The sequence below is a fragment of the Vibrio sp. R-1 genome, assembly GCF_035615595.1.
In the GTDB taxonomy this organism is placed as follows: Bacteria; Pseudomonadota; Gammaproteobacteria; order Enterobacterales; family Vibrionaceae; genus Vibrio; species Vibrio cholerae.
Genome location: NZ_WPDC01000081.1, coordinates 1 through 14,506, shown reverse-complemented (window position 1 = coordinate 14,506; position 14,506 = coordinate 1). Strand labels below are relative to the sequence as shown.

Annotated in this window: 16 protein-coding genes; 4 read left to right on the top strand and 12 right to left on the bottom strand. The window is 48.7% G+C overall.

Annotated features, from left to right (window positions below; all coding sequences use genetic code 11):
* Nucleotides 1-23: 23 nt before the first annotated feature.
* Nucleotides 24-593 (bottom strand): phosphoribosyl-AMP cyclohydrolase, encoded by a 570-nt coding sequence (locus GOU96_RS14310; RefSeq protein WP_001189466.1) that lies wholly within the window; start codon nucleotides 591-593, stop codon nucleotides 24-26.
* Between the two features lie 283 nt (nucleotides 594-876).
* On the opposite strand from GOU96_RS14310, the gene GOU96_RS14305 reads away from it, so the two are divergent.
* Nucleotides 877-2,487: a HAMP domain-containing sensor histidine kinase gene (locus tag GOU96_RS14305; RefSeq protein WP_267783066.1), complete on the top strand. Its 1,611-nt coding sequence runs from the start codon at nucleotides 877-879 to the stop codon at nucleotides 2,485-2,487.
* Complete coding sequence (locus tag GOU96_RS14300) at nucleotides 2,468-3,142, top strand: response regulator transcription factor (protein ID WP_001221465.1); 675 nt, start codon at nucleotides 2,468-2,470, stop codon at nucleotides 3,140-3,142. The genes GOU96_RS14305 and GOU96_RS14300 overlap by 20 nt, the downstream gene beginning before the upstream one ends.
* 67 nt (nucleotides 3,143-3,209) lie before the next feature.
* On the opposite strand, the gene GOU96_RS14295 is transcribed toward GOU96_RS14300, so the two are convergent.
* The 11 genes from GOU96_RS14295 to GOU96_RS14245 form a co-directional block, all read right to left on the bottom strand.
* Complete coding sequence (locus GOU96_RS14295; protein WP_267783064.1) at nucleotides 3,210-3,947, bottom strand: hypothetical protein; 738 nt, start codon at nucleotides 3,945-3,947, stop codon at nucleotides 3,210-3,212.
* Nucleotides 3,932-4,450, bottom strand: coding sequence for an RNA polymerase sigma factor (locus GOU96_RS14290; RefSeq protein WP_057558640.1), 519 nt, complete (start codon nucleotides 4,448-4,450; stop codon nucleotides 3,932-3,934). The genes GOU96_RS14295 and GOU96_RS14290 overlap by 16 nt, the downstream gene beginning before the upstream one ends.
* A gap of 7 nt (nucleotides 4,451-4,457) precedes the next feature.
* The gene (locus GOU96_RS14285) at nucleotides 4,458-5,171 is read right to left on the bottom strand and encodes a hypothetical protein (protein ID WP_057558641.1); all 714 of its coding nucleotides are present in this window, start codon (nucleotides 5,169-5,171) and stop codon (nucleotides 4,458-4,460) included.
* 11 nt (nucleotides 5,172-5,182) lie between these two features.
* The gene (locus tag GOU96_RS14280) at nucleotides 5,183-5,983 is read right to left on the bottom strand and encodes a substrate-binding domain-containing protein (protein WP_084981352.1); all 801 of its coding nucleotides are present in this window, start codon (nucleotides 5,981-5,983) and stop codon (nucleotides 5,183-5,185) included.
* A 147-nt stretch (nucleotides 5,984-6,130) separates the two neighbouring features.
* Nucleotides 6,131-6,565 (bottom strand): hypothetical protein, encoded by a 435-nt coding sequence (locus GOU96_RS14275; protein ID WP_084981353.1) that lies wholly within the window; start codon nucleotides 6,563-6,565, stop codon nucleotides 6,131-6,133.
* 155 nt (nucleotides 6,566-6,720) lie between these two features.
* Nucleotides 6,721-7,605 (bottom strand): L-ribulose-5-phosphate 3-epimerase, encoded by an 885-nt coding sequence (locus GOU96_RS14270; RefSeq protein ID WP_000284305.1) that lies wholly within the window; start codon nucleotides 7,603-7,605, stop codon nucleotides 6,721-6,723.
* 11 nt (nucleotides 7,606-7,616) lie between these two features.
* Nucleotides 7,617-8,264, bottom strand: coding sequence for a 3-keto-L-gulonate-6-phosphate decarboxylase UlaD (locus GOU96_RS14265; protein WP_000165660.1), 648 nt, complete (start codon nucleotides 8,262-8,264; stop codon nucleotides 7,617-7,619).
* 5 nt (nucleotides 8,265-8,269) lie between these two features.
* The gene (locus GOU96_RS14260) at nucleotides 8,270-9,091 is read right to left on the bottom strand and encodes a Cof-type HAD-IIB family hydrolase (protein ID WP_114774340.1); all 822 of its coding nucleotides are present in this window, start codon (nucleotides 9,089-9,091) and stop codon (nucleotides 8,270-8,272) included.
* A 5-nt stretch (nucleotides 9,092-9,096) separates the two neighbouring features.
* Nucleotides 9,097-9,789: an L-ribulose-5-phosphate 4-epimerase gene (locus GOU96_RS14255; protein ID WP_258502767.1), complete on the bottom strand. Its 693-nt coding sequence runs from the start codon at nucleotides 9,787-9,789 to the stop codon at nucleotides 9,097-9,099.
* Nucleotides 9,790-9,797: 8 nt separating this feature from the next.
* Nucleotides 9,798-10,304, bottom strand: a complete 507-nt coding sequence (locus GOU96_RS14250) for a PTS sugar transporter subunit IIA (RefSeq protein WP_001897404.1) — start codon at nucleotides 10,302-10,304, stop codon at nucleotides 9,798-9,800.
* 97 nt (nucleotides 10,305-10,401) lie between these two features.
* The gene (locus GOU96_RS14245; RefSeq protein WP_000395341.1) at nucleotides 10,402-12,162 is read right to left on the bottom strand and encodes a PTS ascorbate-specific subunit IIBC; all 1,761 of its coding nucleotides are present in this window, start codon (nucleotides 12,160-12,162) and stop codon (nucleotides 10,402-10,404) included.
* 365 nt (nucleotides 12,163-12,527) lie between these two features.
* Here GOU96_RS14245 and ulaR point away from each other — a divergent pair, with 365 nt between their 5' ends.
* The gene (ulaR, locus tag GOU96_RS14240; protein ID WP_001006791.1) at nucleotides 12,528-13,283 is read left to right on the top strand and encodes an HTH-type transcriptional regulator UlaR; all 756 of its coding nucleotides are present in this window, start codon (nucleotides 12,528-12,530) and stop codon (nucleotides 13,281-13,283) included.
* Nucleotides 13,284-13,409: 126 nt separating this feature from the next.
* The gene (ulaG, locus tag GOU96_RS14235; RefSeq protein ID WP_000049013.1) at nucleotides 13,410-14,477 is read left to right on the top strand and encodes an L-ascorbate 6-phosphate lactonase; all 1,068 of its coding nucleotides are present in this window, start codon (nucleotides 13,410-13,412) and stop codon (nucleotides 14,475-14,477) included.
* The last annotated feature ends 29 nt before the right edge of the window (nucleotides 14,478-14,506 follow it).

Below are 14,506 nucleotides of genomic sequence, written 5' to 3'. Positions count from 1 at the left end.
GTCGTGAATATGCCCACTAAGCATCACTTCGCCTGATAAGGCAGCGAGGAGTGGTGCAGTACAATGCGCAGTTGGCCTTGCTCATCTTTCTTAAAAGCCCAGCTTTTATCTACCACGGTTTCCTGCCCTTTATCATTCACTAGGAAGACATTGCCTGTGGTGAGTGCAAGATCGCCATCAATGTAAACCGCGGCATTTTCAAAACGGTATTCCTTCCAGCCTTTTAGGGCAAAGCCCGAATCTTGCGGGTAGCTTTTATTGTTGCCAACAAAGTAAGAGAGTGCGCCTTCTGTATCGGTGCGGAAGGTTTGCTTGCCACTGGCTAGGGTCGGTTTAAACAATACTGCGCCTTGTTGGTAGCCGTAGGCTTGATCTAACACTTGGTTCGCAAGCTCAGTTGCCGCTTTGATGCCTTGTTTTTGATAAGTATCGCTGATTTTAATCAGCGCTTCGCCCCATGCTTGTTGGGCTTTTAGCACATCTTCATGAGTGATGTTGTTATTCACGACAAGATCGGCTGCTTGAGTCGTGAAAGGTAATAAGCCGCACAGAATCAGGGCGGAAACGGATAGAGTACGAGTCATACGTTGCATAATCTGCCTTCCTTAAATGTTTGCAGTAGGTTCAGCGCTACTCTACGAGGTATCGATGAATGTAAACCGAGCGCAAAGATTAACCTCAGATTAACAAGATTTACCCTTGGGTAGAGGATCACGTAATCTGCATATCTCCTTGCTACTTAACGCGGTCTTGGCGACGCTGATTCATCTTAAACACCGAGTGTGTCTATGCTGATGGAGATGGACTCATTGGTCGCCTATTTGCTACTGCGAGTAGTTGAGACTCATAGAAAGACGACAATTTTGGGAAATGACTATGTTTCGATATCGGCTTGCGTTTGTACTCGCATTACTATTGACCTTGATTTTGGCGCAGGCCGGGGTGGCTTATTGGTCAAATCAAGTTGCGAATCAGCATCTGCTGCGTGGGCAAATCTCAAGCCAAATTCTGCAAGGTTTTATGCAGTTAAGTACCGAGAAACAGCAACTTAAAGTCTGGCTCGCCGAGTATCTTCTGATTAAAGATGGCAGTACCCTGAAAAGGGATATGCGTTTTTCCAAAATTGAAGCGCTGCTACACAAGCTCAATCTTTTGACGGAGCAAGCTCAGCAGCACAGCTTAACCGTGCAAGATTTCTCAGAAATAAACCAGCAGATCAAGGTAATCTCCCTGTTTGAAACCAACTTTGCCAGCTTAAAAAAGGCGTTGCGTTCATGGGAAATTGCCAAAATTACTGACGATGATGAACGCTGGCTATTGTTGAGCCAGTCGTTCGATCGGGTCGATGATACCGATTTACGCCAGCTGTTGACGCAAGCCATTAGTCTCCAGCAGCAGCGTACCTCGCGTTATGAAGAAGCGGCGTTGGATGCGTTATCGAATGTGAGAGCGGTCATCACCAGCTTAGCGGTTTTTGGCATGGTGTCGGGGGCTCTGCTTGGCGTTTGGTTATTGCGTACCCTTTCTAAGCCGCTGGCTGAGCTGGTGAAAAGTACCACCGCCCTAGAGCAGGGCCGATTGGATCACCGCATTTCGATCAGCGGGCCGGATGAACTTAAAACGCTGGCGCGCCATTTTAACTATATGGCGCAAAGTCTTGAGCAAGCGCAGCAAAAAGAGCGGATGTCACGCCAATTAATTGAGCGAGAAGTGGCAGACCGAACTCAAGAGCTGGCGCAAGCTTTACAAACGTTGGAGAAAGCTAAACATCAACAAAAAGAGTTCTTCGCTAATGTCAGCCATGAACTGCGCTCTCCTGCCACTGCGATTTTAGGTGAGGCGCAAATTACTCTGCGCAGTCGGCACAATAGTGATGATGAGTATCGGCAAACCTTGCTGCGGATCAGTGAGTCGGCAGAGCAACTGGCATTTCGGATTGAAGATTTATTGATGTTGATCCGACACGATGAGCGCCTGTTTCATCCTGCGTTAACCGAGTTGCTCTTAGGTGAAATTTGGCAAGCGGTGGTGCGGCAAGCCAGCTTGTTGACTCACGCGCAGCAAGTTGAGTTGACGGTGAATACACCAGCGCAGGGTGAGTGGCAAACACGGCTTTGCTATACGGATCGCGATAAATTACTGATGGTGATCCGTATCTTGGTGGATAACGCTTTACGCTATGATCCGACGCAGCGACCGATAGGATTGAATCTTGAGTTGGATGAAGAGGCATGGCGTGTGCAATTGGTAGATCAAGGTATTGGGATTGCTGAAGCGGATCTGAGTGTGATTTTTGAGCGCTATTTTCGTGCAGAAAATGGCAAGCGGTATCGCCCTGATGGGCTAGGCATTGGCTTAACGCTGGCGCAAAGTATCGTAAAACAACTCGATGGTGAAATCCGCATCGAAAGTGTCTTGGAGCAAGGCACGACGGTGACGTTAACTTTTCCGCGAGGAGAGGAGCAAGATGCGAATCTTATTGATTGAAGATGATGAAAGAATTGCCCGTTTTATTGAGCGAGGCTTAAAAGCGGAAGGGCACCAAATCCATCACTTGAAAGATGGTCAATACGGATTAGAAACCGTGAAAAGCAGCGAGCCGGACTTACTGATCTTGGATCGCATGTTGCCCCATGTGGATGGGTTAACCCTATGCCAGCAAATCCGTGCGACGGGTAATCAGGTTTTAATCCTGATGTTATCCGCTTTGGGCGAGGTGGAGGAACGCATCCAAGGATTGCGCACCGGTGCGGATGATTACCTCGCCAAGCCTTTCCATTTTGAAGAGCTGTTGGCACGCATCGAGGCACTGCAGCGGCGTAATATTCAAACCCATACCAGCAATAAGCTGCGTTTTGCTGATTTAGAGCTCTGCCTATCCACCATGCGCGTGTATCGTGCCGAGCAACCGATAGAGCTGACGGCAAAAGAGATTTCAATTCTTGAGCTCTTTTTGCGTAAACCGGGGCATATTTTTAGCCGAGAGCGAATTTTGGCGAATGTGTGGGGCATTCACCAAGATCCGCTGACCAATGTAGTCGATGTCTATATGCGTCGTTTACGCAAGAAAATCGATATGCCTTTTGCCCAGCCGCTGATCCAAACCAAGCGGGGTATGGGGTATTACTTAGGTGACGCTTAACCCTATTCTTTTGACGCCAATTGGGCAAACTTACTGTAGCTACTCACGCGGCCATTGATGTATTCAATTAAGACCCTAATTCAATACAATGTCCACGATACAAAACCTGACTGTTTGGGTCTCTATTCGCGGTCACCAATAACTCTGAACTGTTTTTGAGCGCTTGCCATTCACTAGGTGACATGTAGCGAATATCATTAATTTTTTGCAGGCTATCGATCAATTGAAGCTTGCCCGTGTTTTTATCTCTCATCCAAACCATTGCTTGCCCAAATGAGGGATTTTTCATGTTAAGGTTCCGCTGCATGCGCAGGCTAGATTGCCCCGGTTTATCACCTTGATAAGCCACCAACGCAAAATGGTTTGTTTGGCTCTCGGAGGACATTATGGCTAAGTAGGTGATTGGGCGTACTTGAGCCATTTCAATCGTTGGCGATAGGGATTGCATGGTATTTTGTACCCAGATTCCGACAAAGAGTGACATGGCCATCCCGATGGGCAGCCACCACCAACGCATGCGTTGAAAGGGGCGAGCAGGGTGAGTGCGCTCAGTAATCTCTTTCCATACTCGTTTCGAGGGTGAAGCTAACGAGATAGTTGAGTTATGAAGATCTGCCGCTGGGGTCAAGCCTGATAAATGCTTTTGCCACAGCTCGATGTGCTCCCACCAAGTAGGATCAGCTTTCATCAAGGTTTCCATACGGCGTTTGACCAAGGGGGTTTGTGTACCTAACACGTACTCGGCGGCTAACTTATCTCGTAATTCCGCTTTTATATAGCGGCGGCTTTTCAATCGGTTAGACATTGTTTCAACTCCTGCAACCCGCGGCGGATCCAAGATTTTACCGTACCCAGCGGTGTATTGATGTGTTGGACGATTTCTTGATGACTCATTCCGTACTGATATGCCAAAACAATCGCGTTTCTTTTTTCTTCAGCGAGAGATTGCAAGCATCGGGTCAAATTCTGGTCGGATGCCGATTCGGTGGAGGATTCTTTTTCGAACAGATTTTCGAGCGATTCTTCGTTGCGGCGACCTCGTTTGCGGATTTCATCGATCGCTAGATTTCTCATACTCTGACAAAGCCAGGCCCAAGGATAGTCAACCGGATAGGAGTGGTCATTGAACCAGAGTTTGACGAATCCATCTTGCAAAACATCCGCCGCAATATGTTCATCTCGGACAACATGGAGAATTAAGTTGTAAAGCCTTGAGCTGGTTAACTGGTACAGCGCTTCGAACGCCTTGCGGTCGCGAAGCGCTATTTTGGAGAGCAGTAAACCTATTGCATGTTTATCTGTACTCACACTGACCTCATTGAGTAATTAGGTGCCAGACGTTTTTTACCCCATCGCCTTGGGTTTCACCCGGTTCGGTATCTTTAAACCAACGATAAAGTGGTTGGCTTTTAAATGTCCATTGATAAGTATGATCATTTCGTTGTATCACGCCAAAATCACCAGTAAGTCGAAGATTTTCAATGCCTTTGTGTATAAGTGCTGCATCAACATAAGCTGGTGGCCATTTGGTTTCACATTCACCATAACACACCGACATCTCAGGTTTATCTTGATCAAAGGTATAGAGCGTTAATTGATTACTATCGACTAAAAAGCGGCGAGTACCATCATTAAATAGCTGCAGAGGAACATCATCAGCGCGAGCCAACTGCCAAACGCCTTTAACTCCAGCACCAGTGATGTCGCCGGGTTGGGTATCTTTCACCCATCGATAAAGCGGTTTGCCTGCTAATGTCCATTGTTGACGACCATCATCACGTATGATCGGCTTAGCGTTGTCCAGTTTTGCGATTTCAGGGGTGGATTCTTCATCGGCCCACATCGGTGGCCATAGTTTTTCACATTCCCCATTACAGACTGATTGGCCGACAGGATCTTTGGTGAAAGTATAAAGTGTTTTACCTGCATTATCTGTGTATACCTGTCCTAGAGCGGTATCGATGGTTGTTGCCGCTAAGCTATAACTGGCAGGAAGTAAGAGAAGTGTTGATATGAAGAGTGTTTTCATAATGATTATCCTTATTGACGGGTCCAACCGTCACGTAAAAAATATTCGGCACCAGCGTCACTGGTGATGAAGTCGATAAAGTCTTGGGTTTGGCTATCTGCACCTTGCGCTTTGGCCAGATTCAAATCTCTATAGATACGTCGTTCAGGTTCGATCTCCACGTAGTCGACTTTATCTGTATGGTTTAATGGCCAATGAATCCAAGTAATCCAAGCATCTGCCTGTTGCTGCTGAAAAGCTTGGAAACTTGCACCACTACCTTTGGCGTAAGCGATAATTTTGCTGCGGAAGTTCTGTACATCAGCCAATGATCCTGTGCGGCCGGCGATATCCTCCCAAACTCCCGTGCCAGAGGTGTTGTAGACGCCCAACCCTTCGGTCACTACAATGCGTGATGGGTTATCGAGAAGATCTTGAATGCCACGAATCCCCTTAGGATTACCTTTAACGACAGCGATGACTGCTCTGCGTAAGTAAATGGGCTCAACATCTTGATGAGTAATGAAAGGATAGGTTTCCGCAAAGGCACTCATCGATTGTTCGGAGGAACCAAACAGTAGATCGGCGTTTTTTTGCGCTTCCTGACTCCATTTGGATTCAGGGCCTGCGATGATATTTACCTTTACGCCACTTTGTTGGGTGAATGCTTGGGCTGCATGGCGTAATGCGGTATCTGGCCCTCCTGGACCATACACATTAATCACCCCATCTTTGGGTTGATGTATCTGGTTTGAGCTGCTTTGCGGCGCAGCGAATGCCGATGTACTCGCAACCAATAATAACCAATGAGTCATAACGCTATGACATTTCATGAGTTCTCCTTAAGCGAGGAAAAAAGTCACCTAAGAGACGTTAAAAGAAAGGATTTGGATGCACGAAAACAGAAAATTTTTGTTGAGCGCAAACGAGTATCGGATGAGAGGCGGGGCATTGGCTCGATTTAGAGCCGTGAGTTATAGCTATACTTGTTGGTTAGCGAGTTTAGCAAACTTGCTGTAGCTACTGACGCGGCCATTGATGTATTCAATGCCGCAGTGCACTGGGTGAGGTTGGTGGCCGACAATTTGGTATTCGACAATAAACTCGCCGCTGATCACTTTGACGAATAAAAAGCCATCCATCACTTTCCACAAACCATGCAGGGCTTTGTCGCTGAACATGTCTTTTTCAATCAAGGTACCGTTGGGTTTAAAGGTCAGCAGTGATGAAAAACCATCGGCGTTGACCTTAATCCATGCGTGTTGATGCACTTCATAACTGAGAATTTTGCGCCGTGTTTTGATCCACTCTTCAAGTTCTTGCTGTTGTGCCGGGCTCAGTTGTGGCAGGGCCTCTAATTCAAGTAGGGTGTGGTGCTTTTCGTACCAAAACAGCTGAAGGTGGAGTAATTTCATGCTAACCGGTTGGAATTTCAAACAAACAGCCGCCACTGTGCGTCAAGGTGCGGATGAAGTCAACCATAAGGCGAGCTTGCAAAGGTGCGGTAGGTTGGGGGAAACCTACCGCACATTCCCTGTTCGGGAAGTGCCGCGTTGCGCGGCTCAGGAGCTTAAAGATGAGGGAACAAGCGAGGGAGTTCGGCGCGATCACAAGCTTGGTTTAATCGACGCTGCGCGGTGTGAATATGCTGTTGCCACTGTTCGTCGTGCGCCCACATTTCAATCACTAACGGCACCACGCAATCCAGCGCTTTTAAGCGGCAGAACAGTCCATCAAAGTCGACGTCGCCTTCGCCAATCACTAAATCACGAAACTGTCCGGCGTACTGTTCGCTCACCTTGTAAGTGTCCTTGAGGTGGATCTGAGTGATGTGAGGTTTGCTTAACGAGAGTTCGGTCAGTAAGTCATAATTCCAGCCTGAGATGTTGCCAACGTCTGGATACGCTGTAAAAAAGGGCGATTGGATCTGCCGATTCAGCACTTCAAATTTACTCAGCGCATTGAGATAAGGGGTATCCATGATCTCAACGGCTAACATCACGCCAGCGCGCTCAGCTAAACGGGCGGCGTGTTGCATGCCCTCAATAAAACGCTGATGAGTGGCTGAGTTGGCGGGCTCGTAATAGACGTCATACCCCGCCAACTGAATGGTGCGAATACCCAGTTTGTAGGCGAGGGTAATCGCCTTTTGCATAATTTTCAGTGCCTCATCGCGCAGCGCGGGATCGGCCGAGCCAAACGGAAACTTGCGATGAGCGCTAAGGCACATGGATTGCAGCGGCACGCCATACTCTTCACAAAGGCGGCGCAATGAATAAATGGTGGCATCATCCCAATCGAGGCGGCTGCGGCGCTCGTCACTTTCATCCACCGAGATCTCCAAAAAATCGAAGCCGAGCTCTTTGGTGCAGGCCAGTTTTTCCTCCCAACTTAAGTGATTGGGTAGTGCTTTTTCATACAAGCCAACGCGGTGGCGCAGTAAATGTTGATACATGCTGCCTCCTGTTATGGCCAGAAACGGTCGATTTGCTCACGCAGAGCCGCCGCGGTTTGTTGGCCTTCGGCGCCTGCTAATGCACGTCCGGCAATAAAGGTTTTGGTTTTGATCCCTTCAAACAGGTAAATATCTTCTGGTACGATGCCGCCGGTTATCGAAAGCTCAATGCCTAGCGCAGAGAGCTGGCGCATTTTGTCGAGATCGTCCGTTGTCCAACCAATCCCTGCCAATTCCGCATCGCGTGAGCGGTGGTAAATGGCTTGAGTGATGCCTAAATCGACCCACGCTTTAGCATCTTGCATCGTCCAGTTGCCATAAATCTCGATTTGGATTTCGCCATTCAGCTCATCCGCCACTTTTTTACACGCGGCAATGGTCGCGATGTGCGCGGCGGCTGAGACGGTGATCCAATCCGCGCCTGCTTCAAATGCCATGCGCGAGAGAATGGCTCCGCCATCGGTGGTTTTCATGTCACACACCAGAATATGATCCGGATGGTTGTGGCGCAGAGTCGATACCGCTTTCATTCCTTCCGCGAAAGCCAAAATGGTGCCAACTTCAATTACATCGACGTAACTGGCGACATTACTCGCTACGGCCACGGCATCGGTTAGGTTGGTTTGGTCGAGGGCGATTTGAATCATTGGTTTGGTCATACTGTTTATCCTTGAATATGTTCACGTATCAGTTGGGCAAGCCCAGCGTGGTTGTTATCTGTTGAGCAAAGGCTGCGCGCGTAAGATTTCACGGTGTCATCGGCATTGGCCATCGCCACGCCGTGGCCCGCATAGCGCAGCATGGAGATGTCATTGTGGTTATCGCCAATCGCCATCACATGGTTGGCGGCGTAGCCAAGCTGAGCGACGTATTGCGCAAGGCGCAGCCCTTTGCTGTTGCCTTTGGCGGCAAAATCAATGCGGTTGGACCAAGAGCGCTCACCATTAAAACGGGCATTCACCCACGGATGCTCTAGGAGTCGTTCGACCGAGCTTGGTAAACCTTCGACGACAAATTTCCACACAAACTCAGAGTCGCGCGCAGTTTGGTGAAAGGAGTCAATCGCATAGATTTGCGGCGGATGAGTGAGAGAGGCCGCTTGCGCCCATTTTTCCAATGCTTGCATGTACGCGATGGGGCTGCGCTGCGAGTAAGTCATTGCATCTTTGATGTACATCACCAGCTTGAGCTGAAACTCTTGGGCCAGATCGATAAAGGTCAGTGCATCTTGTTTATCGATCGCATTGTGCTCCAGCACCGTTTCGCTTGCGTAGTCATACACATACGTGCCGTTGCAACAGATGATGGGTGTGGTCAGACCCAGTTCATCGTAGTAAGGGCGCGCAGCGGTGTGGTGACGACCTGTGACGATAAGCACATGGCAATGCTGCTGAGCTGCGCGAATCGCGTCTTTGACTTGTGGATGGATGGTGTGATCGTCACTGAGCACAGTGCCATCAAGATCCAAGGCGAGCACTTTATACATAGCGATTACCTCTGGCCGTAGTAAGCGTTCGCGCCGTGTTTGCGCAGGTAGTGTTTATCGGACAATTCGGGCTGAATTTTGATGCCGCTATTGAGCGAGCGAGTGGCGAGTGCCATTGCGGAGATCTCTTCCAGCACCACGGCGTTGTGCACCGCATCTTCGGCATTTTTGCCCCAAGAGAAAGGCGCGTGTCCGGCCACAATCACACTCGGTACCGCCATCGGATCGATATGACGATGACGAAACTCCTCGACGATCACTAGGCCGGTGTTTTTTTCATACTCACCAGCAATTTCGCTGTGCGAAAGCTTACGCGTGCAGGGAATGTCGCCGTAAAAGTAATCAGCATGGGTTGTCCCGAGCGCGGGAATATCAATGCCCGCTTGAGCCCAAATCGTGGCGCTGCGCGAATGGGTATGCACTACGCCGCCGATGTCGGGAAAGGCGCGGTAGAGTTCAATATGGGTTGCAGTATCGCTCGATGGATTTAATTTGCCTTCCACCACTTTGCCCGTGAGGTCGACAATCACCATATCTTCGGCGCACATCACATCGTATTCGACGCCGCTCGGTTTAATCGCCAGTACGCCGCGTTCGCGGTCAATTTCCGACACATTGCCCCAGGTAAAAGTGACTAAACCGTATTTGGGCAATTTGAGATTGGCGTTGAATACGCGCTGTTTCAGTTCGCTGTACATACTCCCTCCTACGCGATGTGCGCTAATTCTTGTTGGGCAGAAGCTTGTTGCGAGAGGGCTTGATCAATCACCGCATACACTTGCTGTTTATCGCGGCAGCGGCGCAGCTTATCCAGATCCACTCCGGTGTCGCTGTTTTCATCATCCAGCACTTGCGTCACTTCCATTAGTCCTTCCATATGCTCATCGGAGGAACTGCCGGCTAAGGTAATCAGCACATCCACCGGCTCATCTTCGCCTTCGAAATAGATCGGCTCTTGTAAGGTCACCAGCGCAAAAGCAGTTCTCAACACGCCGTTTTCAGGGCGCGCATGGGGCAGGGCAAGATTAGGAGCGATGCAGATGTAGGGACCGAGCTGCTCGACACTGGCGATGATCGCCTCGTGATAGGCTGGCGTGATTGCGCCTGAGGCAATCAACATATCGGTACCAATTTTGATCGCTTCACGCCAGTTATTGGCTTTGGCTTGCAGTTGGATTGAGTTGTTTTCGATTAAGGATTGTTTGAGTCCCATGGTTCTATCTCCAGAGTAGAGCTGATCAAACCAGCTTCTTATTGTCGTAGGGGGCGGTAGGCAACCAGAGAGGTGCGGCTGCCCACCGCCTGTCGAGCTAGCGAATTTTCACAAAATGGTTATGGATGATGTCGAGCAGTTCATTGCCAAACGAGTTTGGGTTAAGCATGTTCTGCACACCGAGCACAAACTTGCCTTCGCCCGGCTCCATCTCGGCTGAGAGGTGTTTAGAGGAGACAATGATGTCGGTCGTCGCGAGTTTGGATTTGTAATCAGACACCGCGCAAGAATCCATCACGTGCGGAATGCCTTTTTGTTCCAGATACTTGCCGATTTTCATCTTCATCATCATCGATGAACCTTGGCCGTTACCGCACACTGCCAGAATGCTCACTGGACGAGTGCCTTGCGCAGCTTGTAGAGCTTGTTCAACCGCTTCAATCACTTCCGGCTCGTCACTGACCGTGATGCTGCCTTGTGCATCTTCTTCGGCGCGTAACTGTTTGGAGGCAAAGAACATGTAGACCAACGCCAGGGCAACCAGTACGAAGAAGAAAAGTTTCGAGGCGGACAAACCTTGCATAATCGGTGGGAAGACCAGTGCCCAGTCGGCCATGCCCATCCAGCCACTGAATTCGGTGCCTTGTTGGGTGAAGAGGTGAATTGCCCATGCCGAGCCGAGCACTTCGATAATGCCCATCACAAAACAGATCTTCATCACTGCTTTCCAACCGCCGAAATGGTTCGCAAAGACGCCAATCGTTGCGTTGGAGAAGAACATAGGAATGAAGCCGGGAATGATCATGATTGGCGCATTAAACGCCAGCATGGCTAAGACTGCTGCAAACTGGCCGAGTGCGCCCCACATAAAGCCAAACACCATGGCATTGGGGGAGAAGGCGTAGATCGCCGCACAATCAATCGCGAGTACTGCGTTAGGAATAACGCGCTCGGAGATGCCTTTAAAGGCTTCGGACAGCTCGGCGACAAACATACGCACACCGGCCACAATCACTTGGATCGCGACGGCAAACTTAAGACCCGTTTCGAGGATGTAGATAGTCCAGTGAGTAGAACCCGCCATCTCTTGCAGATTATCCAGACCGAAAGAGAGCAGAATGATGCCGAAGAACACGGTCATTACAATCGCGGTGGCAGCGATGCTGTCGTGGAAAATATGCAGCCATTTAGGCAGTTGCAGGTGATCAACACTGTCTTTTTTGTCCCCCAGTTTGGGAGCGATTTTGGTGGCGATCCATGAAGCGACTTGCTGTTGGTGGCCGATGGAGAAACCCGCGCCGCCAGTGACTTCTTCGGTCGGTTTGAACATGATGTTAGAAGAGATGCCCCAGTAGAGCGCCATCAATACCGCCGAATAAATGATGGTTTCCCACATGCCAGCGCCGAGCACAAAGTAGAACACCGCAATCAACCCCGCTTGCTGGAACATGATGTGTCCAGTCAGCATGATGGTACGAATGCCGGTGTAGCGGCGAAACAGCACCAACAGAATGTTGATCGCCAACGCAAGCAGCACGGCGTATCCGACCCATGAATAGTTATCGCCCATGGTTTCCATGGTGGCCATCATCGAGGTGTAGGGGTCAATCACTGATCCGGTTAAACCGTGGTATTGCGACAGCTTTTCAATCACAGGTTTAAAGCCAGCGACCAGTGTGCCTGCGCCCACTTGTACCAGCATAAAACCGACAATGGTTTTGATTGAACCTTTAATGATGGTTGTCGCATCGCGTCTTAGCAGCCAATAGCCGATTAAGGTGACTAGCCCTAGCAGCAAAGGGGCTTTGGTCATTACTTGGCTGTAAAAAATATAGAAAACGTCGTACAAGAACTCCATATCTCTACCCTTAGTTGTTTTGATGTAGGAAGAGTGATTTTTGGTGGTGCGTAAAATCGCTCCTTTTGCTCACGGAATAGACTTTAGCAATCAAAAGTAATCATTCAATGCTCATTTGTGATTATTTTGATTTTTATCAATTTTGCCCAAAAGAAAACCACACAAATGATATGTAGATCACCTTGGTTTTTATTATTTGATTAAAAATCAATAACTTAAATTTAATTGTGATAAATGTATGATTTCTATGTGCAGAAAGTTTGACAAGATTTACGATGATTAATAGAATCAAAACTAATCAAGATTAATCACCAAATAATCACTAAGTCGACATTCGGTGAGTTTTTTCTCAGTTAGGTGATGGTATGAATGAAGTCCAACGACATAACGGTATTTTGTCTCTGCTTGAAGAGAATCAAGCGATTAACGTTTCGCACATTATTGAGCGCTTTAATGTCTCTCCAGCCACGGCGCGGCGCGATATCGCCAAGCTCGATGAGCTAGGTAAACTGCGCAAAGTGCGTAATGGGGCAGAGCGCATTGAAAATCAAAAAAGAAAATGGTCACCGCTCAATATCAACAGCACAGAGCATTATGAAGAGAAATCGCTAATTGCCTTGAAAGCGGCTGAACTCTGCCAACCAGGCGATAGTGTGGTGATCAACTGTGGTTCGACCGCCTTTTTGCTGGGCCAGCAGTTGTGTGGCGAAAACGTACAGATAGTGACCAACTATTTTCCGTTGGCGAGCTATCTGATCAATGAAGATCACGATGATGTGATCATCATTGGCGGACAATACAATCGAGCGCAAAGCATTTTCCTCAACCCCGCACCAGATTCTCTTGGCGGTTATGCTGGAAACTGGATGTTTACCTCTGGCAAAGGGCTAACCGAAGCGGGATTGTACAAAACCGATATGCTCACAGCGGTTGCTGAACAGCAGATGCTAGAGCAGATCGATAAGCTAGTCGTAGTGGTGGACAGCTCAAAAGTCGGGCAGCGTACCGGCATGCTGTTTTGCCCTACCAGCAAAATTGACATCGTCATCACCGGTAAAAATGCGAATGCTGAAGTGGTGAAAGCCATTGAAGCGCAAGGGACGCAAGTGATTTTAGTGTAGCGTTTCACTCACTTTTACCAAATTAAAAAAACTAACCCAACTGGCCAGTGCCAATCCTCAGGATTTCGGCGCTTGGCTCCCTACATCCAAAATTTATCTTAACGTTGTGAAACAAGAGGTGTTGTTATGAGTAAAGTGAATGAAATCACTCGCGAATCCTGGATTTTGAGTACGTTTCCTGAGTGGGGAACTTGGCTAAATGAAGAGATTGAGCAAACGGTCGTGGAACCAAATACCTTTTCGATGTGGTGGCTAGGTTGTACGGGGATTTGGCTAAAGAGTGCTGGCAACACCAACCTTTCCATCGATTTTTGGTGCGGAACCGGTAAAAAAACGCAGAAAAACCGCTTGATGAATACCCAACATCAGATGATGCGTATGGGCGGTGTGGAAGCGTTGCAACCGAACTTGCGTACCTCGATTTTCCCACTCGATCCGTTTGCGATTAAAGAGATTGATGCGGTGCTGGCTTCACACGATCACGCTGACCACATTGACGTTAACGTTGCCGCGGCGGTGCTGCAAAACTGCGGCGAGCACGTAAAATTCATTGGCCCACAAGCCTGTGTTGATTTATGGCTAGGATGGGGTGTACCGCAGGAGCGCTGCATTGTGGCAAAAGTCGGTGATGTGCTTGAAATCGGCGATGTTAAGATTCGCGTGCTGGATTCGTTCGATCGCACGGCGTTAGTGACCCTGCCAAAAGGCGTATCGTCTTACGACAAAGCGATTTTGGATGGTATGGATGAGCGAGCCGTCAACTACTTGATTGAAACCTCGGGTGGCTCTGTGTACCACTCCGGTGATTCACACTACTCAAACTACTATGCGAAACACGGTAACGATTACCAGATTGATGTGGCGCTGCTGTCGTACGGTGAGAACCCACGCGGAGTGACCGATAAAATGACCTCTTCGGATGTATTGCGCGCTGCAGAATCGCTCGATTGCCAAGTTGTCGTGCCATTCCACCACGATATCTGGGCGAACTTCCAAAATGATCCGCGTGAAATCGAAGTGCTGTGGAATATGAAAAAAGATCGCTTACAGTACCAATTTGCGCCGTTCTTCTGGCAAGTTGGCGGTAAATACACCTACCCAACTGATAAAGGACGCATGCATTACCAGCATTTCCGTGGCTTCCAAGATATCTTCAAAAATGAGCCAGAACTGCCTTATAAAGCCTTTTTGTAAGGATGAATGATAAAAAGCCACCATGCGTT

Coding starts and splice junctions, on each gene's coding strand:
- GOU96_RS14310 (WP_001189466.1), bottom strand. CDS start 593: ATGCAACGTATGACTCGTACTCTATCCGTTTCCGCCCTGATTCTGTGC.
- GOU96_RS14305 (WP_267783066.1), top strand. CDS start 877: ATGTTTCGATATCGGCTTGCGTTTGTACTCGCATTACTATTGACCTTG.
- GOU96_RS14300 (WP_001221465.1), top strand. CDS start 2,468: ATGCGAATCTTATTGATTGAAGATGATGAAAGAATTGCCCGTTTTATT.
- GOU96_RS14295 (WP_267783064.1), bottom strand. CDS start 3,947: ATGTCTAACCGATTGAAAAGCCGCCGCTATATAAAAGCGGAATTACGA.
- GOU96_RS14285 (WP_057558641.1), bottom strand. CDS start 5,171: ATGAAAACACTCTTCATATCAACACTTCTCTTACTTCCTGCCAGTTAT.
- GOU96_RS14280 (WP_084981352.1), bottom strand. CDS start 5,983: ATGAAATGTCATAGCGTTATGACTCATTGGTTATTATTGGTTGCGAGT.
- GOU96_RS14275 (WP_084981353.1), bottom strand. CDS start 6,565: ATGAAATTACTCCACCTTCAGCTGTTTTGGTACGAAAAGCACCACACC.
- GOU96_RS14270 (WP_000284305.1), bottom strand. CDS start 7,605: ATGTATCAACATTTACTGCGCCACCGCGTTGGCTTGTATGAAAAAGCA.
- GOU96_RS14265 (WP_000165660.1), bottom strand. CDS start 8,264: ATGACCAAACCAATGATTCAAATCGCCCTCGACCAAACCAACCTAACC.
- GOU96_RS14260 (WP_114774340.1), bottom strand. CDS start 9,091: ATGTATAAAGTGCTCGCCTTGGATCTTGATGGCACTGTGCTCAGTGAC.
- GOU96_RS14255 (WP_258502767.1), bottom strand. CDS start 9,789: ATGTACAGCGAACTGAAACAGCGCGTATTCAACGCCAATCTCAAATTG.
- GOU96_RS14250 (WP_001897404.1), bottom strand. CDS start 10,304: ATGGGACTCAAACAATCCTTAATCGAAAACAACTCAATCCAACTGCAA.
- GOU96_RS14245 (WP_000395341.1), bottom strand. CDS start 12,162: ATGGAGTTCTTGTACGACGTTTTCTATATTTTTTACAGCCAAGTAATG.
- ulaR (WP_001006791.1), top strand. CDS start 12,528: ATGAATGAAGTCCAACGACATAACGGTATTTTGTCTCTGCTTGAAGAG.
- ulaG (WP_000049013.1), top strand. CDS start 13,410: ATGAGTAAAGTGAATGAAATCACTCGCGAATCCTGGATTTTGAGTACG.